This is a genomic window from Bacillus cereus group sp. BfR-BA-01310 (assembly GCF_022664325.1).
GTDB lineage: Bacteria > Bacillota > Bacilli > Bacillales > Bacillaceae_G > Bacillus_A > Bacillus_A paramycoides.
This window is the reverse complement of sequence record NZ_JAKUHD010000021.1, coordinates 33,333-52,884: the sequence shown is the minus strand read 5'-3', so window position 1 is coordinate 52,884 and position 19,552 is coordinate 33,333. Positions and strand designations below refer to the sequence as shown.

Below are 19,552 nucleotides of genomic sequence, written 5' to 3'. Positions count from 1 at the left end.
TGGCTAACTTCTCTTCTAATGATCGAAAAAACTTCGGATTTTTATAGGTTGTTCCATCTGACAAAATGGCAAAATCTTTTAGTCCTACATCCATTCCAATGTAAGAATGTGTTTTCGGAAGTTCTTGCACTTCTGTTTCCACTAACAATGACACAAAGTATCTGCCAGAAGGGTTCCGTCTAACCGTAGCATTTAAAATACGTCCATTTACTTCACGACTTTTGGCAAATCGAACAAGACCTAGTTTTGGCAATTTAATTTTATTTCCTACAACGGCAATGTTTTCATTTGTTTGTTTTGTGGTGTAAGATTGTACGGTATTCTTCTTAGATTTGAAACGCGGGGCACTGTTTTGTTTTTTGAAAAAACGTGTATAAGCATCCGCAAGGTTGCGAACAGACGACTGAATAGCAATGCTATCTACTTCTTTTAACCAAACAAACTCTTTCTTCATGGCAGGAAGTTTGGCAGAGCATGTACCATATGTCAAACCTTTTCCTGTTTCTTCGTATGCGTTATCCCATAGAGATAGGAAATGATTGAATACAAAACGAGAACAACCAATCGTTTTATTGATTAGCGTTGCTTGTGCTTTATTTGGATATATACGAAATTTATATGCTTTATTGATAATCATTCGTTTCACCTCCAGTTCGACATATGTCTATTATACAACAAACATACATTCGATAGGTAGTGAAGTGATAATGACAAATTATCCAATAACACTTTACATATGTCGAACAATTAAGATGGCTTCATGCCATCCCTTGTCCGAAGCCAATTCATCTCCCACCTACTCACTGGGTTGCGGCCCTTCACGTTCCTTGAGGAAGGAGTCTTCTTGGCTAAAATGATAAATGAAAGATCCATGGTTAATCTCCTTTTTATATCTGGTTTAGAATACATGATTGTTTCTGAACCAAGTTTACGACATGCAAAATAAAATATAGAAATTCTCCTAGTATATACATTTCAATGTATGGCTTACTTTTTTCTAGATGAAAGCTTATTTTTTTACTTCCAATAACGATAATTATGTAAATGAGCTGCCCAAATGGACGGCTTATTGTATTTTTTGCTTAGCCTGGTTTAAATCCCAAAAAAGACGATAGGAAATCCCATCGTCTTTTTTATTTTCTATTAAAAAATAAATTTAAATCAGTTTTATCTGTATCATAAGCTAATGCTTCAGCAATACAATCTTGAATAATTTCCAATTTAGCTTTTTCAAAGAATGGTACTGAAACAATATAATCTGATCCTGCCCTTTGAATAATCAATACATTTTGCATACCACTACCTAAAATACCAATTCCAATTAATAGTAAAATGAGTCCGAACACAAAGTTATTTCCTATGGTATTAAAGGAAAAAAGAAGAATAATCAATCCTAATATAATAGGTTTTATTCTATACTGAGAAGAAATCATTGAAGAACTAATATTTTTCAAAGGAATGCTTTGATTATCTTTTCCAGCAGGAATAAACCCTAATATAGTGTTTCCTGTTGATACCTTTACAAATCTGGAATCAACTGAAACAAACCCTTTAATCCAAAAAAACAAAAGTGACAACGAAAAATCTGTTTTTTTCTCCATTTCATCCTCCTAAAATGTAAAATATTCCCTTCATGAAAATATTATATCAAATTTTCTGAAAATAGGGAATAGCAACGATTCATTCTTTTTTGAGCCACTTGTAAAAAAACTTTGAAATATATTCCGTAAACTTATTTTCATAATACAGAATCATTAAGTGCGGATGCTGTTAGATGTGAATTAGTTAACCTTGATACAGATTCAGTGGAAAATATATATTGGAACTATCCAGATACGGATCCATATATTGAATGGGTAAATAAGAATAGTGTTAGAATTGGCGATCAAACATTCGATAGGTAGTGAAGTGATAATGACAAATTATCCAGTAACACTTTACATATGTCGAACAATTAAGATGGCTTCATGCCATCCCTTGTCCGAAGCACTCACTGGGCTGCGACCCTTCACGTTCCTTGAGGAAGGAGTCTTCTTGGCTAAAATGATAAAGGTAAGAATATTCCGATGAATATTACTTTACCTTGTGAAATAAAATTTCTATTTTTCGAAACACCATATTACTTTTTAATTCATCCTTTCTATATAAAATAAGATAAAATAACATAAAAAGTTTGCTAATACAAGTAACTTCTAACACTTAGATATGATAATACCATGCTTTTAGAAAGTAATGTTGTTGCCGAAGTATGATTTTAAACTTTCTAAAATTTATTAGTTTGCAACAGGATTAATAAAATTGTGATATCATTTTGTTAATTTACAAGAAGGATATTTTTCTTCCAGTGAATACAAAAATTTAAATTAACTTAGGATGGAGGAGCCTTGGCATATATGAAAAATGATTCTCTTAGAGTTACCTTCGATAGTTTGGAGGAATTTGCTGATATAGTCAGTGAGATTTTACAATGTCCGATTACTATTGAGGATGTAAATCATCGACTTCTCGCATATAGTACCCATGACGAAAGGACAGACCCAGCGAGAATTGGCACTATTATGGGGCGTCGTGTACCTGAAAAAGTAATCAATAACCTGTGGAAAGAGGGGATTATTCCTGCTTTATTAAAAAATCGGGAGCCTATTCGTATAAAAAAGATAGATGATATTGGTCTTGGTGATAGAGTCGCGGTATCTATTTGGAACAAAGAAGAAGCCTTAGGATTCATTTGGGCTTTAGAAATTGAAAAATCTTTAACGGAACAAGATTTTGCCTTGTTAAAAAAGTACGCGGATGCTGTAAAAAGTAAGCTTTTGCAACTTCAAGCCCGAAAAAACCAAAAAGAAGAAAGATCACAAGAGTTTTTTTGGAAACTGCTAACTAATCATATGCAGGTAAACTCAGAAGTTATGGAAAATTTCTACGACCTCCAAATAACTCCAGCATCTTTATTTACTGTCGCCGCATTCCATTTTGAACAAAAAATCACAAATGAAAAAGAGAAACAAATTTCTTATTTGTTAAAAACAAGTCAACATTTGAAGGTTTTACTTTATACCATTGACCGTAATCAATTGATTCTTCTTACTTCATTAGATAATGTAAAACGTCCTTTTCATGAAATCAATGACTTTGCGGATAGTTTTGTGAATAAGATGGAAAAGCGATATGGCATTAAATCTATCAAACCAGCTTTTAGCAGTATATATAGTGACTACCAAAAAATCAGTAAAGCTTACAAAGAGACACTAACTGTTTTATCTATAAAAGAAAAATTTCCTTCTGATACAGTAAATATTCACAGCTACCAAAACATGGGGATTTATCAATTAATTGATCTTTTACTTGAGAAAAGAAAACATGAAGAGTATGAAAACCAGGCGTTGCACAAGCTATATGAATATGACAATAAGCATAATTCCAATCTTGTTGAAACGTTGGAAATCTATTTAAACAAAGACAGTAATATTAGCGAGGTAATAAAAGCTTTGAATATTCATGCTAATACACTTAGCTATAGACTTAAGCGTATTTATGAAATTAGTGAGATTGATTTAAAAGATCCAAACCAAAAAATGATTTTGTACTTGGATCTCAAGTTGAAAAAGTTTATGTAACAGCATCCTTTTGTGGAATTCCACAAAAGGATGCTGTATTTTTGTTTTTTTTCAACGATGAAAAGACATTTTTATTACCCTATACTTACAATATGGCAGATCAAAGATTAAGTAATGGGGGGAATTTTATGATTATTGGTGTACCGAAGGAAATAAAAAATCATGAAAATCGTGTCGCACTTACGCCTGCAGGAGTTATTCCATTTGTGACAGCTGGCCATAAGGTATTAGTTGAAACAAATGCAGGTGTTGGTAGTGGCTTTAGCAATGTAGATTATGTATATGCTGGTGCTGAAATTGTTAAAAGTGCTGCTGAAGTATGGAATCAATCAGAAATGATTATGAAAGTAAAAGAACCTCTCGAAAGTGAATATATTCACTTTCGTCCAAATTTAATTTTATTCACATACTTACATTTGGCTGCTGAACCTAATTTAGCTCAAGCCCTTAAAAATAAAAGAGTTACCTCCATTGCATACGAAACAGTAGAAGTAAACCATACACGCCCTCTTCTTACACCAATGAGTGAGGTAGCTGGACGCATGTCTGTACAAATAGGAGCACAATTTCTACAAAAATCAAACGGTGGCCAAGGTATTCTTCTTGCAGGAGTGCCTGGTGTAAATCGTGGTAAAATTGCTATCATCGGTGGAGGTATTGTCGGTACAAACGCTGCGAAAATGGCGATTGGTCTTGGGGCAGACGTAACAATCATTGATTTAAACGCAGACCGTTTACGCCAACTAGATGACATTTTCGGTACACAAATCAAAACATTGATGTCCAATCCATTCAATATTGCGGAAGCAGTAAAACAAGCAGACCTTTTAATTAGTGCCGTATTAATTCCTGGTGCTAAAGCTCCTAAGCTTGTTACAGAAGAAATGGTGAAAACAATGAAACCTGGATCTGTAATTGTGGATGTAGCGATTGATCAAGGTGGAGCTGTAGAAACATGTGATCATGTAACGACACATGATAACCCAACATTTGAAAAATATGGAGTGCTTCACTATGCTGTTGCGAACATGCCTGGTGCAGTTCCAAGAACATCCACTATTGCCTTAACAAATGTAACAATTCCGTGTGCGCTACAAATTGCTAACAAAGGCTTACAAACAGCAATATTAGAAAACGAAGCTTTAAAACTTGGCGTAAATACGTTGAATGGTGAAATTACATGTGAAGTGGTTGCAAAGGAACTCGGTTACAATTGTATCTCCATAGATGATTTATTTCCGAAAAAATGCAACCAATTGTGACTCTTTTTAGATAAAACATTAGGACTACGAATTTTAGATATTTCTTATTCTAAAGCATTCCCTTAAGATGCTGGTTTCATATTAGAGAAGAAAGTGCACTACCATACTGACATAAGAAGATTGGATGAATTTATTATCCAATCTTCTTATGTTGCCTCAAAAATTGGAGAAACATAACTGGAATCGTTGTCATATTTGTTAGAGCATCTTTAAAATCAATTTAGTGGTAAGCTTTTTTTACTTTGTCTACTTCAAAGATGTTATTTGTAAAGGTCAGCACAGTAAAAACAATTACGCATTATTGCAGTAGTGCCGATATGATGAATAGTTTTAATGAACATTTTAATTTATATAACATTTGGTACTTGTAGCTGTAATAAAATACATCAACGTAAAATATACAAACAGATTAATGTATGTAGGTAAGAAAGGACGTTCTATCATGAGAAATAATACTAATATACAGCTTATAGTAATTTTAATCATAGTACTTATAGCTGGATATTTTACATTTCAATCAATTACCTCTCCAGCAAAAGCTGTAGCTAAACAAGAAAATCCAGTACAGCTAGCTAGTGAACAATCAAAAACTGAAATTAAGAAAATAGCACCGAAACATTTTAATGGTCAAGAAAGAAAAGTGGCTTATCTTACTTTTGATGATGGACCAGGTAAATATACAGCTGAGTTGTTAAACATTTTACAACAAAATGGTGCAAAAGCCACATTCTTCTTAATTGGTAATAATGTAAAACAGTTTCCGGAATTAATAAAACGTGAGAAAGAAGAAGGTCATTATGTTGGAATGCATAGTATGACACATGACTTTAAGAAATTATACACCAATGGCGAGTATGTGAATGAAATGAAAGAAGATCAAGGTTTAATAGCAAATATTCTTGGAGAATCTCCAACATTAACACGTCCTCCATATGGGTCTATGCCTGGCTTAAATGAGTCGCTTCGAAATAAAGTGGTAGATGCTGGTTTTAAAGTATGGGATTGGACAATTGACTCCTTAGATTGGAAGTATAATAATATGCCAGTTGATGCCGCATCCGCTCAGATTGCTCAAAATGTATTGGCAGGTGCAACAGAATCACGAGAAGTTATTTTAATGCATGACATTCACCCACAATCCCTTGCTGCCGTACCAGCTATTATAAAGGGATTAAAAGAAAAAGGATATGCACTTGAAGCATATCATGAAGAGGAGCATTTTTCCGTGAATTTTTGGCATGATAAACGTTTATAACACCAAAGGAGGGATTGACATTGATTTATAGGAAAGTGGCATTAATAACAATCTTATCAATTGGATTGCTAGGGGGGTGTTTGGGAGCAAAGCCAGAAGAAGAATTATATATTGCTTTTGAAAATGCAGCAAATCAAGAAAAACCATTATTTGATAATGTAAAAATATTAGAGAAGTTAGAAATAAGAGGACAGGAATTGTACAATCAAATTATAGAAGAAGGAAAAGTGCATAACGAGCCAGTAATGCAAGAAATCGAACAGGCTATTGCAGGTATAGATGCACGTGGAGGATTATTGGAAGATGAAAAAGTGGTACTAGAAAAGGCTCAAAAAGAAGTAACAGCAGTGCATAGTTATATAAATAAAATCGAGGATGAAAAATTACAAATGCAGGCAAAACAAGTAGAAGAGTCCTATAAAAAGCGTTATGAAGCTTTTCAGAAAATAAGTGAAAACTATACAAAATCATTGAAGATTGAAAAAGAACTTTATGGAAAGTTAAAAGATAAAGATACAAAACTAAAAGAGATTAATGAGACAGTTACAGCTTTCAATATATTGAATGAAGAGATACTAAAAGAAAAAGAAAAGTTCAATCAATATACAAAAAGCTATAATGTAGGAAAACTAGCATTCTATAAAGAAGCTAAAATTAAAATAAAAGAGATCCAGCAAGAAAAATAATTATCAATTTAAGTATCTTGGATCTCTCATACCTAAAGATAAACCAAAGTTCTAAATAGTGTTTCGCTTCAAGGAGGTTTTTTCATGAGCTATGATACTGTTGCACCTTTACAATTAATTCAACGGCTACAGCGATATGAAGTGTCAACAGGACAAAAATTTGTTTTAAAACGAGTAAATTCAGATTTGGAGATTGTAATGTTTATTACAGGATTACTCTTAGTTCTTCCGACTTTCACTTTATCTTTTTGGGCATATTTTTTTTATTTTTCAATAAAGGAATATACCGCTAAAACAGTTTTAGTAAAAAACAAGGATACTGGTGAAAAATTTAGAGTTGATAAACAAGTATTTAAACAATACAAAAAACATTTAAAGAAAAGAGGTACCTAGGGAATTGATTCGTTAGAAGATATTGCACTAATAACGTTATAATTGATTTTTCTTACACTTAAGTTGATTCGCATGTTTTTTGTCCGCTTATACTACATTAACTTTTAATTATTTCCCCTGTCTAAAAGTTCTATTCTTTGTATTATTTTTTAAATCAAATCGAATAGGACTTTACCCGTAAGAATATTGCAAAATGATTATTTTTTGTTGTTATTCTCTGACTTAATATAGGATAAAACATTTTGCGTATCTTCTCAAAAAGGAGTTTCTTATGAAACATTTCTCATTAATTTTAGTGATTTTATTTCTTATTGTGATATGTAGTTGTATTATTTTTGGTTCTCGTGAAAATATTTGGAAGAAAGTGCCCTTGAGGGTTTCTTTATATAATACACAATCTTTTATAGCATTTACGTCCAAAAGTTAAAAGGTTGGGTTTATTAAAATATATTATCAACACATCTGAATTTTCAATGAATAAACGGATAGAATGAACCGATGAACAGACAAAATACAAAAAATAAGAAAACATTATAATCAAAGGAGGGAACCCATTGTTACGTAAAAAACATTTGTATGTGCTTAGTGCTCTCTGCACCATTACAATAGTTGGATGTAAATCTCAGATTAAAGAAGTCTCTTTAGTAAGTGATATAGGTGAAAAATCTATGGGAATAAAAGACATTGGTGATAGGAAGATAAATTTAGTAGATCCTACTAGTGGAAAAATAGTCAAACAAATAAATTTAACTTCATTAGGATATTTTAAAGATGAAAAACAATATAAATTACATATTAAAAAAATCGCTAATGAAATAGGAAAACAGATTGATCAAAAAATGACACCATCTCGTATGACTAGTGAGGGAAGATGGGAAGAAGGAAAGCCCTCATATGAATTATTTGAAAAAGAATTAGTAGAGGATTTAATGGATGTGGGAATATGGGATCGTTCCTATGAATTACCAATTTCTAAGAAACAACCTGTTGCTCAATTAACAGATACAAATAACAATAGCAAAGTAATTGGGAAATATACAACGAATATAGTTGGTACAACTAATGGTAAGATGGAAAACATTCGTTTGTCCGCAAGTACTATTAATGGTGTCATACTAGGGAAAGGTGATCGTTTTTCCTTTAATGCTTTAATAGGAGATACAACACCTGATAAAGGATACCAGCTAGGGAAAGAAATTGTTGCAGGAAAATTAGTAGATGCTTATGGAGGAGGGGTTTGTCAAACTTCTTCTACACTATATAATGCAGCGGATCAATCAGGATTAAAAATGATAGAAAGGTATAGTCATTCAAAACCAGTTGGCTATGTACCTATAGGCAGAGATGCAACTATAGCGTATCCCTATTTCGATTTAGTGTTTGAAAATACGAATGATGTACCAGTACAGATCTTTATGAAGGTAGAAGGAAATACATTAAACGCAGAAATACGTATGTTAATCTAAAGGGTCTGTTTAGAGAGTTTATCTAGTTGCTATTTTTCTTGTTTTTTCCTATCCCTTGTTCAGAATGTAGATTGACTCTTGCATGAAGGAACTTTCTTAGATCAAAATAAAATAAACAAAACCCACAGAGAACAAGAATGTTTTCTGTGGGTTTTGTTTATTTCAAAGAAGCTTTGGGGAAGCTTGGTTTGATCAATTTTATTTTTCTAACACATCTTGTATTAGAAAAATAAAATATAGAGTGTTTTGCATATTTATTAGCGATAAGCTTATCTTACCTTAAACATCTTTCAAAAATCTTTCAAAAATGTTACAAAAGTCTTTCATTGGTTTTAAAGATGCTCGGCCAAGGTGAATAACAGAATCATTTCATTCTCTACCTCACGCTAACAATAATATGTGTACTTTTTCTGTACCTGTATCTCTGTATTTTGGGTTCTGGTGCAAAAATGATTATGTAGATACTCCGACATGAATGTTATATTCTCATGAGAATGAGTTGTTCGGAAATCAATATAAAAATCCGTATTTTTATACTCTATAAAGATTGAACGTTCGTAATTACTCTCATATTTTTGTGTATATTTTGCACCAGAACCACCAATTTTTTATGGATTCAGGCAAGCTCTTATGTGCGATAGCATAAGAGCTTGTTTGCATGTTCTACCTTTTTTTATGTACAATAAGAACAAGAGATGATATAGACAGGGAGAGGAAATCCATGTCCACTAAATTAGTAAATTTACGCATTGATTTTGCTTTTAAACAGTTATTTGGGACGAAAGGAAATGAGGAAATTCTAATGGGTTTCTTAAATGCAATTCTAGAGGAATCTTTAGATACACCTATTACAACGCTACAACTAGAAGATCCACATCTCCATAAATCTTATGAGGATGATAAGTTATCGATTTTAGACCTATTAGCAACACTAGATAATGGGACGCAAGTAAATATCGAAATTCAGCTTCGGAATACACATGATATGGTGAAGCGATCTTTATATTATTGGAGTAAACTTTATACATCCCAAATGCAAGAAGGGATGCCATATCGTTCACTTCGGAAAACAATCACCATTAACTTATTAGACTTTATTTTGTTTTCTCAGGATGACGCATTTCATACCATCGGACAATTATGGAATACAAAAATGCAGCAACTATTAAGTGACGACATTGAAATTCATTTTGTAGAGATACCGAAATTGGTAAAACAATGGCGTGAAGAAAAAGTAAACCCGTGGGAAAATACATTTGTTCGTTGGATGTTATTATTACCAGCACATGAAGACGAACATTTAACTCAAACATTGGAGGAGATTGCGATGAATCAAGATCCAATTTTACAAAAGGCAATAAATAAATGGGAAAATATGAGCCATGATTCTTCTTTCCGAACAGCATATGAAGCTCGAGAGAAATTACTTCTAGATGAACAAGCTAAGCTAGCGCATGCAGAACAAGAGGGTATAGAAAAAGGCATTGAGCAAGGTAAGATGCAAATGATTCGAGGGATGCATGAAATTGGCGTACCGCTTGAAACTATTGCAAAAGCAAGTAAGTTAAGTGTGGAGGAAATAGAACGTATCTTGAAATTAAAGTAAATATATAAGAACATACAGAAACTATGTTAAATACAAATTTGTATTCTATTCATGAGCAAACGTATAGAAGAAAGTAGACGTTCATTATCGTAGTACGTCTAATTGAAAAGCATTGCTGAAGACTTTGGCAGTGCTTTTTCTAAATCAACTTTTTGTTATTTTTCATTCTGCTTACAATATCACTTTATATTTTTTGAGAATAAATCCACACCTATCGGCATATATCTTAAACACAATAGATATATGAAAGGGTGAGAGCATGATTTCATCATATTCAGTAAGATACATTTTGATAACAGGTAATACTTTTATAAAAAAAGTGATTACTGTATATGCATCTTCAGCGTTCTTTGCTATTGAAAAAATCAAAAAAGAATTAGAACGCCGTTTTTCTAATCCTACAAAAATTGAAGTCTATGCAGTGTAAATATTTAAAGCAATTCAAACGGACAAGATGAAACGGATATTCAGTTTCATCTTGTCCTGTTTCGAATTTATTATATATTAATTACATATTAAAATTCATCATCACCAATTAATTTTCCTACATCATTATCCTTAGTAAGTCTTTGCTTTAAGTAATTTTCTTTTGTAGTTCTATCATTTTTATGGCCAACTGCAGCTGCTATGACATGAGGTGCTAGCCCCTTGTAATCATATAAGTACTGTACATAAAAATGTCTAAAGAAGTGAGGGGTAATTCGTATATTCTCTGTAAAAGGTAACTTGGTATCCTTAATAATTTTAGAAATATATTGTGACAAGTAATTCTCTCTATAAGCAGTATGGTTCTTTGTTTGAAATATAGTCCCACCATTTTTATTCCCAATGTTTACAGGTAACCTTCTCCGGATTCGAAATGCAACAATACGATTAAAAATATCCTTATTAATAGAAACAATCCGTTCATTATCTCCCTTTGTATCAACTGTTAAATAGTAACGTCCACGTATAGCGTCATACTCAAGATCTTTCCATTTGGCATGAGCGACTTCTGCAACACGTAATCCCGTAGTAGCCAGGAGCGATAATAAAGCGTAATTGATTTCATTGTCCTTATAGTAATGAAGCAAATGCTTCACTTCCTCATATGATAACTCGCGCTTTGGTTTATGTTGTTTATTAACGGTCGTACTTAGAATCTCTACATGAAGAGGTTCCTGGATATATTGAATTTCATACAACCATTTCAAGTAAGAGCGGATTACACCAAGTTTTCTACTAATCGTAGATGCTTTGTACTTTTCTTTTGATTGATAGGAGATTGCCTCCTGGGATAACCACTTTTGATAGTTTCGGATATGTCGTTTTCTTAAGTTCCTCCAAACTTGGCCAATTACATAATCTCTTACATCTTGCTGTAGAAATTCTGTGCTTTGTTTGATGAAAAAATAGAACTGGCTTAGATCACGTGCATATAGAGTCCTGGATGCATCCTTTATACGTTTTTCTTGGTCAAAATGTGTTTGCCGATTTAAGTAGTAGTACAATATTTCCTCATCTGAAAACCCCTCATATGTATATGAATCTTCTCTTTCGTTATTTTCCTTTTTAAATTCAGCTTCATTTATATAATCACGATTCCATATTGCAATTATATTTGCAAATTCTTGTTTTTGTTTTTCAATAACTTTTAATGAACTATCTTTTTGTAGTGTATTCATTTCAAATTTCATTATATATCAACTCCTAACGGAATTATAATCTAATAACATTATAACCTATATTCATGTAAAACTAGTTATATAAAGAAATTAAACTTTAATTATTAGTAAATGGATAATAACTATAGAAAATCTCACATTTTCTATGGTTATAGATTAATTTTTATTTAACATTACCTTTTATATGATTTCTTATCATATAAAAGGTAATTTAATTAGAAAATATATTTATCTTTTATATATTTTTAAAAATAATTTAAGTGTTAATTGTGTTATAATTAATTTAAATCACATATTTTATTAATTTAACTTTACATAATAATATTATGCATTCCCATAAAAGCAGTTTACTCGTAGGAGGAAAGATAATGTTTGAAATGCAAGAAATGAATATGAATACGAATGAAGTAAAGGCTTATTTAGAAATTAGTGGCTTCATTTTCAATACTCTTATGAAGAAAGGTCAATTAAATCCAATTAATAGAGATACCTGGCGTTTAGATGGCAGTTTTTTATTTAAGCGAGAAGATATAGAAAAATTGAAAGAAGAACGTGAAACAGAAGGAATTACCTTATATCAGGCAACCAAAGATTATAATGTGAGTATGTATCAACTTGAAAAGTGGATAGAAGATGGGGATTTGACTTGCACTATACAGAAACATCGTAATCGTGAAACGAAATTTGTAAAAGAGGAAGAAATTCACGGATTGGTGCAACAATTAGATCAGACAAATGCCCTCTATACATTCTCACAAAAACATAATGTAGTATTGTTCCAAAAATTTATGCAGGGTAATAAATTAGCACGCATTATATCCATTCCAAAGCGTGGAGATATTGTACTTCTTGATGAATTTGGAAATAATATGACACTAGAAGATGCAATAATTATGGGGTATGAGCCATCATATGTTTTATCCGATAAACCAAGAAGTCATCATCAAAAGTTTGTAAAATTCCGTTTTCCAAAATCAAATCAATTACGTAATAATATCTTTTATTTGATTGATTTAATACTACAGTATGTTTCACCACGCAATATAAAAATATCTGAAGAAGATGGATTCTGGTATTTCGATATTCGCCAATCTGTTATTCAATTACCAATGCAGATGCAATTAGAATGGATTGAAAGCCTAACGCCGTATATAATAGAAGGAAAGCTAACTCAGCGTGTCAATAATAGTATATATTTAGACAGTAGCAGTGTGACTAAGCCAATAACCATTACAAGTAACGAATTCCATACAATCACAAAAATTGTAAAAGAAACGAACAGTTCTATTGAAGAATTTATTGCAAGCGCAATCCGAGATAAAATTAATCAACATATGTTGTATAAACGCTAAAAATCTACCCATCAAACTCATGGAATATCTCTCATATGGACTTAGAATCAACATTGTTAACCGTAAGTACTATTCTATTTAATAGGCTAATAAAGCCTCTTAAAAATGAATCTGAGAATTCATTTTTTACAATGTACGAAAAAAAACGGTTCTGGTGCAAAAACTACAGGATAATTGCAATGAATCTATAAATCTTGGACATACTGATACTACTAATCTAAAGAATGTGTAATTGGTATGTAAAAGGAAAATGTATTCAAATGGAAGCATTATCAGCCTGAGCCAATCTTATTAACAGTAAGATGGTACCTGCGGTACAATTTGAGCTTTCGTAACCTGGTGGAAATGATGGAGGAAAGAGGATTATCAATTGTTCACACAACGGTTATGCGCTGGGTTCATCAATATGGACCTCAACTAGAAGAGAAAGTACGGCATCATCTTAAGCCAACAAATGACTCGTGGAGAGTCGATGAAACATATATCAAAGTAAAAGGGCAATGGATGTATTTATATCGTGCAGTCGATTCAGAAGGGTATACAATTGATTTTTATCTAAGTAAATCAAGAGATAAACAAGCAGCCAAGCGCTTTTTCAAGAAAGCCTTGGCTTTTTCGTATGTTTCTAAACCTCGCGTGATAGCAGTAGATAAGAACCCTGCCTATCCTGAAGCGATGCAAGAGTTGAAAGAAGAGAAGCATATGCCTGAAGGCATACAACTAGGCCCAGTACCAGCGTTGCTGTAACCAGGGGCAAAGTAAATATTTTAAACAATAGAGTTCTGGCTTCCAGAACTTTTTTAATATGCTAAAATTTTCTTGATAGATCCAATAGGGAGGCATAATAAGGTGAAGCAAAACTGGGAGCTAGAGGAACTTATTGAACATTTTACAGTTATCCCCGAAGAGATACGCTTAATTGGAAATAAATACGGAAGCACACGACTTGGATTTGCTGTTTCCCTAAAACTTTTTCAGTACCAGGGTCGCTTTCCCAAAGGAAAACAAGAAATTAATAAACAGCTGATTGAGTATGTTGCAAAACAAGTAGGAGTACCTGCAGATTCCTTTCAGGAATATGATTGGAACGGACGCTCCATTAAATATCATCGAGCACAAATCCGTGAATATATGGGATTTCGAGAGAGTACTTCCGAAGATATGGAACAAATAAAACTATGGCTACAAGCTAACATTCTACCACAAGAACTACAAATAGATCGTGTACGAGAATATGTTCTACACTATCTCAGACAACAACAGCTTATTCCTCCAACTCAAGATCAACTAGAGAGAAATATCAAATCAGCTATTCGTCAATATGAAGAACATATTTCACGATCCATTTTCACACAGCTTTCAGAGCATTCAAAATCCAAATTAGATGCATTTATACGTACTTGGTTCCAGACAGAACAACTTGAAGAGGATCAAACTATCCTTAGTTTTCGGGAACTTGTATCTGATCCTGGAAGGATTGGATTAGATAGTTTATTACAAGAAATAGAAAAGCTCCGAATTGTACGGGAAATACAGCTTCCATCAGATTTATTTTACGGTGTTTCCCCTAAGATGATTCGAACGTACAGACAGCGTGCGGTTTCTGAAGATCTTAGAGAGTTACGTAGGCACCCAGACTCTATCCGTTACACGTTATTAGCAGCTTTCTTTTGGTGTAGAGGTAGAGAAATTACGGATAATTTAGTTGAACTCATTATTCAAATTGTTCACCGTATTGGGGCTCGTGCAGAACGAAAAGTTGAAAAGGAGTTTTTACGTGATTTTCGTAAAGTAAGTGGTAAGACAAACGTATTGTTTCGCATGGCCGAAAAAGCAGTAGAACAACCGGATGGCATTATACGAGATGTTTTATTTCCTGTCGTAGGTGAAGGTACATTAAAAGACATTGTGAAAGAAATGAAGCATACAGGTCCAGCTTACAGACAAAAGGTTCATACAGTAATGAGATCTTCCTACGGTACTCATTATAGGAGAATGGTTCCCGCTTTACTGGATATTTTAGAGTTTCGATCGAATAATGATGTACATCGTCCTGTAATAGATGCAATTGATTTAATCAAACAATATAAGCTTACCAATCAGTATACATACAATAAAGCGGATTACATCCCGATAGAAGGAGTTGTAAAACCAGTATGGATTGATACAGTAATTGATAAAGAAACAAATCGTATCAACCGAGTGAATTATGAAATCTGTGTTCTTCAAGCTTTACGAGATCGATTGCGTTGTAAAGAAGTATGGGTAGTCGAAGCAGACCGATATAGAAATCCAGAGGAAGATTTACCAGAGGACTTTGAACAAAACAGGGAAAAACATTACGAAGCACTACGGAAACCCCTTGAAGTACAAACACTTATTCAAGAATTAAAAAATAATATGAATACGGCTTTGGAAAAATTAAATAAACATGTGAAGAACGATAATAAAGTACGCATTTTGAGTAAAGGAAACGGATGGATTTCTGTGTCTCCTTTGCAGGCACAGGCTGAACCAGTTAATCTCAATCTCGTAAAAGCAGAGGTTATGAATCGCTGGCCAATGACCAATCTTTTAGATATTTTAAAAGAAGCGGATTTACGTGTCCATTTAACAGATACATTTCAAACATTAGGGAATCGAGAGATTCTCGATAAGGAGACACTTCAACGTAGACTTATCCTTTGTCTATATCGAACACAGGATTAAAACGTGTTGCTGCCGGGGACCATGGAGAAAGTTATAAAGAGTTGCTTTATGTGCGCCGTAAATTTATTCATAAAGAAAATTTACGACAAGCCATTTCAAAAGTAACCAATGCTATTCTAGCCTCTCGTGTAACCGAAATATGGGGAGAAGGAACGACGGCATGTGCATCTGATAGTAAAAAGTTTGGAGCATGGGATCAAAACTTACTGACAGAATGGCATATTCGATATAGAGGTCGGGGAGTAATGATTTATTGGCATGTAGAAAAGAATTCTACGTGTATTTATTCGCAACTCAAATCTTGTTCTTCTTCAGAAGTAGCTTCTATGATTGAAGGATTGCTGCGGCATTGTACAAATATGGAAGTAGAGAAGAACTATGTAGATACACATGGACAAAGTGAAGTGGCTTTTGCTTTTTGTCATTTGCTAGGCTTTCAACTGATGCCAAGGTTCAAAGCCATTCAAGCACAAAAGTTGTATCGTCCGGATATAGGTATGCAAGAATCATATCCAAACTTGCAGCCAGTTTTAACTCGACCAATCAATTGGAATTTAATTGAACAACAGTATGATCAAATGATTAAGAATGCTACGGCCTTACGGCTTGGTACAGCTGAAACGGAGGCGGTTCTTAAACGATTTACCCGTAACAGTGGGCATCCAACTTATCGAGCACTAAGTGAATTAGGAAAAGCATTAAAAACCATTTTTCTCTGTGAGTATTTATCATCAGAAGAGATCCGGAGAGAAATCCACGAAGGATTAAATGTAGTTGAGAATTGGAACTCTGCTAACAGCTTCATTTTTTATGGAAAAGGAGGAGAAATTCAAACGAATCGTATAGAAGATCAAGAGATTGCCGTACTTTCTCTTCATCTCCTCCAAAATTGTTTAGTATTAATCAATACTTTAATGATTCAAGAAGTACTCTTAGACAAAAATAAATCTTTACTGCAAAAATTAGTCCCAGAAGATTTTAGAGCTTTAACACCACTAATCTATGCCCACGTAAATCCATATGGGACATTCAAATTAAATATGAAAGAACGTCTAACACTCCAGAGATCTTCTTAAGATTTTTCAAAAAAGCAACTTCCTTATGGTAGTAGTAGGGGGCACCATATATACATTGATACCACTGAGTTGTTTACTACGAGGAGAATATTTTATTCCTTTCTTTGTAAGGTTCTCTTTATCGAGCAATCCGTTTGCGAAAATTTGAAGAAACACAGAAGTAAAAAACTTCGTGTTTCTTCTTTACTATATTTATTAGAAACCACTTTGCACTTCCCGGTACAGTTTCTCCGTCTAGTCCTCATTAAACAAAGTAAAACCAACTGCATACAAGGGACCTTTCGTCATAAGCTTCACTAATTGTTTTGCAGTATATTTCGGTGAATATTTCATGTCATTTTGAAGCCACCAAATTGCCATCCCAACAACGCATGAAGTGATGAAATGGAATACCATATCCTTTGGAATATCTAAGTCGCGATCTTCAATTTTAAGCTCAATGAAATTTTGTTCAAGATTATCCATAATAGTCTGCTGCATTTTCAGGTTAAAATCATGAATGCCATGAGGTCCAAGCATGCTTTTATAAAAGTCTGCATGTTTTAATATACACTCAAATATGGATTGTAAAATTCTCTCGAATTCCGAAAAATCTATTTGCTGTCCCTGCACATGAGTATATAGAACCATCTTACTTGTCAATTCTCCTAGTACATTTTCACTAAGCTTTGTTAACAAATCTTGTTTATCCCTGTAATGTGAGTAAAATGTCGCCCGATTAATGAGTGCCTCATCTGTGATGTCTTGAATGGTAATAGCATCGTATCCCTTTTCCGCTATCAGTTTAATAAAAGCATCATATATAAATTTCTTTGTCCGAATAATCCGCAGATCCGCTTTTTTCAACACCTTATACCTCCCTGTTCGTTATTGTCATTATAAACAACAGATTTCATTCTTTTGTTTTTTATCGTACATTCCTGTCTTAAATGTAAATTGAATTGTTTAATAAAAACGATATAATTACACTATAAACAACATGAATTTATTATAAACTACATATTGTTTGTTATCTATCATTTTGTTAAATAAATACTAGGAGGAATAATTTTAAATGCTTACAATAAAGCAATTTTTCAAACAAAAGATGGTTCTAGGTGGCTTGTTCGGCATTATGGTTGCTGTTATCATCGCTAGTTTTGCTTTTATGGGATCAACTGTTAACCCTGTACCTAAAGACTTGCCAATCGCTATAGTAATACAGGATACAGGTGTGAACTTACCAGGACAAGGAAGTGTAAATTTAGGAGATGAAATAAAAAAGCAAATTCTACAAAATAAGCAAAGCCAAGTTAAATGGACGTTCTTACAAACACAAGAAGATGTATTGCAAGGGATGAAGGATAAGAAGTATTACGCTGCCATTATGTTTCCACCAGAAATGTCCCAGCAACTTGTATCGCTGACCACACCTAAGGGAGAACAACCTGAGGTACAAGTCTTGGTGAATCAAGGAATGAACTATACTGCGGCAACGGTTTCGAGCCAAATGATTGATAAGTTCATTGGAGGGATAAACGAAAATGTCCGTAATACCTTATTTAATCAGATTTCACAAAGCAATATGACACTAACAACTGAACAAGCAAAGTTATTAGCCAACCCATTTATTATTAAAACGGAGTTGATTCATCCAGTTCAAGCACACACAGGTAATGGAAATATCCCTATTATGCTGACGCAAATCTTATGGATTACTACTCTTATCAGTTCTTTAGTCTTATTTATAGCTGTCCAAAAGTTTACAAACGGACGCGTTACAGGAAAATCAGTCTTATCACAGGTCCTTGCAGGTTCTGTTTTCATGACAGTAATTGCAAGTTTAACCCTTTTCATTGCTCATACTATACTCGATGTATATATACCGAACGAAGGAGAAATTTTCTTATTGTTACTTTTCTTTGGTTTCATGTTCTTCCTTCTGCAAAGTGCAGTACTCAACTGGATTGGGCGTGTCGGGGTACCAATATTAATGGTAGTCTTCTTCTTTTCTATGCCGGTCTTATCACTGGCACACGAATTTCTTCCGGATGTGACAAAACATTGGCTGTATTCTTGGACTCCTTTTAAGTACAGTGTAGAAGCATTTCGTAGCAGCTTCTTCTTTGGAGGGTACAGGGTAGGCTCATATGTTCAGACGATGGGGCTTCTTGGACTTGTATCTCTTATAATTATGGTACTGGCTGTATTCAAACGAAAAGATAAACAAAAAGGCTCTTTATCTACTGAGTCAGTGTAGAGGGAGTAAATCTATAGCCAAAGAGATACAAGGGATTTCCCTTGTATCTCTTTGGCTTTCATGCGCTCGACTTTATTCAGCATCATTAAAAAGGAACTGGAATATCACAAAATTCCATTTATCGGACAACACATTAGCGAAAACTTGAAGAAACGAGTCTTAGAAACTCCATAATTTAGTAATCTATTACATTTTATGTAGTGAATATGACGGACTAGGGCAGCAAC

14 protein-coding genes and 3 pseudogenes are annotated in these 19,552 nt (G+C 33.4%); 13 read left to right on the top strand and 4 right to left on the bottom strand.

Annotated elements, in window-relative coordinates; translation table 11 throughout:
* Positions 1 to 637 (bottom strand): transposase (locus MR109_RS24785; protein ID WP_242274230.1); only part of this gene is annotated, 637 nt, incomplete at its 3' end.
* A 496-nt stretch (positions 638 to 1,133) separates the two neighbouring features.
* Positions 1,134 to 1,601 (bottom strand): hypothetical protein, encoded by a 468-nt coding sequence (locus MR109_RS24780; RefSeq protein WP_242274228.1) that lies wholly within the window; start codon positions 1,599 to 1,601, stop codon positions 1,134 to 1,136.
* A gap of 129 nt (positions 1,602 to 1,730) precedes the next feature.
* Here MR109_RS24780 and MR109_RS24775 point away from each other — a divergent pair.
* The 9 genes and pseudogenes from MR109_RS24775 to MR109_RS24735 form a co-directional block, all read left to right on the top strand.
* Positions 1,731 to 1,898: pseudogene (locus MR109_RS24775) on the top strand (DUF5412 family protein); the annotation flags it as partial.
* Positions 1,899 to 2,393: 495 nt separating this feature from the next.
* On the top strand, positions 2,394 to 3,617 hold the full coding sequence (locus MR109_RS24770; protein WP_242274227.1) for a PucR family transcriptional regulator: 1,224 nt from the start codon (positions 2,394 to 2,396) through the stop codon (positions 3,615 to 3,617).
* A gap of 128 nt (positions 3,618 to 3,745) precedes the next feature.
* The gene (gene ald, locus MR109_RS24765; protein ID WP_242274225.1) at positions 3,746 to 4,879 is read left to right on the top strand and encodes an alanine dehydrogenase; all 1,134 of its coding nucleotides are present in this window, start codon (positions 3,746 to 3,748) and stop codon (positions 4,877 to 4,879) included.
* A gap of 442 nt (positions 4,880 to 5,321) precedes the next feature.
* Positions 5,322 to 6,134: a peptidoglycan-N-acetylglucosamine deacetylase gene (locus MR109_RS24760; protein WP_242274223.1), complete on the top strand. Its 813-nt coding sequence runs from the start codon at positions 5,322 to 5,324 to the stop codon at positions 6,132 to 6,134.
* A gap of 20 nt (positions 6,135 to 6,154) precedes the next feature.
* Positions 6,155 to 6,820 (top strand): YkyA family protein, encoded by a 666-nt coding sequence (locus MR109_RS24755; RefSeq protein ID WP_242274222.1) that lies wholly within the window; start codon positions 6,155 to 6,157, stop codon positions 6,818 to 6,820.
* 84 nt (positions 6,821 to 6,904) lie between these two features.
* Complete coding sequence (locus tag MR109_RS24750; protein ID WP_242274220.1) at positions 6,905 to 7,213, top strand: hypothetical protein; 309 nt, start codon at positions 6,905 to 6,907, stop codon at positions 7,211 to 7,213.
* A 554-nt stretch (positions 7,214 to 7,767) separates the two neighbouring features.
* Positions 7,768 to 8,679, top strand: a complete 912-nt coding sequence (locus MR109_RS24745; protein ID WP_242274218.1) for a VanW family protein — start codon at positions 7,768 to 7,770, stop codon at positions 8,677 to 8,679.
* A gap of 721 nt (positions 8,680 to 9,400) precedes the next feature.
* Positions 9,401 to 10,285: an Rpn family recombination-promoting nuclease/putative transposase gene (locus tag MR109_RS24740; protein WP_242274216.1), complete on the top strand. Its 885-nt coding sequence runs from the start codon at positions 9,401 to 9,403 to the stop codon at positions 10,283 to 10,285.
* Positions 10,286 to 10,544: 259 nt separating this feature from the next.
* Positions 10,545 to 10,712 (top strand): hypothetical protein, encoded by a 168-nt coding sequence (locus MR109_RS24735; RefSeq protein ID WP_000625960.1) that lies wholly within the window; start codon positions 10,545 to 10,547, stop codon positions 10,710 to 10,712.
* Between the two features lie 88 nt (positions 10,713 to 10,800).
* Here MR109_RS24735 and MR109_RS24730 read toward each other — a convergent pair whose 3' ends face one another.
* Entirely contained in the window at positions 10,801 to 11,961 is a 1,161-nt protein-coding gene (locus MR109_RS24730; protein WP_242274215.1) for a tyrosine-type recombinase/integrase, read from the bottom strand.
* A gap of 356 nt (positions 11,962 to 12,317) precedes the next feature.
* On the opposite strand from MR109_RS24730, the gene MR109_RS24725 reads away from it, so the two are divergent.
* From MR109_RS24725 to MR109_RS24715, 3 genes and pseudogenes are all read left to right on the top strand, one after another.
* Positions 12,318 to 13,301 carry a DNA-binding protein gene (locus MR109_RS24725; protein WP_242274214.1) on the top strand — a complete coding sequence of 328 codons (984 nt, stop codon included), beginning with the start codon at positions 12,318 to 12,320 and terminating at the stop codon, positions 13,299 to 13,301.
* Between the two features lie 285 nt (positions 13,302 to 13,586).
* A pseudogene (locus MR109_RS24720) lies at positions 13,587 to 14,033 on the top strand (IS6 family transposase); the annotation flags it as partial.
* 117 nt (positions 14,034 to 14,150) lie between these two features.
* Positions 14,151 to 17,086: pseudogene (locus MR109_RS24715) on the top strand (Tn3 family transposase).
* A 234-nt stretch (positions 17,087 to 17,320) separates the two neighbouring features.
* On the opposite strand, the gene MR109_RS24710 reads toward MR109_RS24715, so the two are convergent.
* Positions 17,321 to 17,935: a TetR/AcrR family transcriptional regulator gene (locus MR109_RS24710; protein ID WP_242274212.1), complete on the bottom strand. Its 615-nt coding sequence runs from the start codon at positions 17,933 to 17,935 to the stop codon at positions 17,321 to 17,323.
* A gap of 205 nt (positions 17,936 to 18,140) precedes the next feature.
* Here MR109_RS24710 and MR109_RS24705 point away from each other — a divergent pair, with 205 nt between their 5' ends.
* A complete protein-coding gene (locus MR109_RS24705) occupies positions 18,141 to 19,325 on the top strand; it encodes a YhgE/Pip domain-containing protein (protein ID WP_242274210.1) in 1,185 nt (394 codons plus the stop codon).
* Positions 19,326 to 19,552: the final 227 nt, after the last annotated feature.

What these genes read in the sequence shown, in the direction of transcription:
- MR109_RS24780 (WP_242274228.1), bottom strand. Translation starts at nt 1,601, where the DNA reads ATGGAGAAAAAAACAGATTTTTCGTTGTCACTTTTGTTTTTTTGGATT.
- MR109_RS24770 (WP_242274227.1), top strand. Translation starts at nt 2,394, where the DNA reads ATGAAAAATGATTCTCTTAGAGTTACCTTCGATAGTTTGGAGGAATTT.
- ald (WP_242274225.1), top strand. Translation starts at nt 3,746, where the DNA reads ATGATTATTGGTGTACCGAAGGAAATAAAAAATCATGAAAATCGTGTC.
- MR109_RS24760 (WP_242274223.1), top strand. Translation starts at nt 5,322, where the DNA reads ATGAGAAATAATACTAATATACAGCTTATAGTAATTTTAATCATAGTA.
- MR109_RS24750 (WP_242274220.1), top strand. Translation starts at nt 6,905, where the DNA reads ATGAGCTATGATACTGTTGCACCTTTACAATTAATTCAACGGCTACAG.
- MR109_RS24740 (WP_242274216.1), top strand. Translation starts at nt 9,401, where the DNA reads ATGTCCACTAAATTAGTAAATTTACGCATTGATTTTGCTTTTAAACAG.
- MR109_RS24735 (WP_000625960.1), top strand. Translation starts at nt 10,545, where the DNA reads ATGATTTCATCATATTCAGTAAGATACATTTTGATAACAGGTAATACT.
- MR109_RS24730 (WP_242274215.1), bottom strand. Translation starts at nt 11,961, where the DNA reads ATGAAATTTGAAATGAATACACTACAAAAAGATAGTTCATTAAAAGTT.
- MR109_RS24725 (WP_242274214.1), top strand. Translation starts at nt 12,318, where the DNA reads ATGTTTGAAATGCAAGAAATGAATATGAATACGAATGAAGTAAAGGCT.
- MR109_RS24705 (WP_242274210.1), top strand. Translation starts at nt 18,141, where the DNA reads ATGCTTACAATAAAGCAATTTTTCAAACAAAAGATGGTTCTAGGTGGC.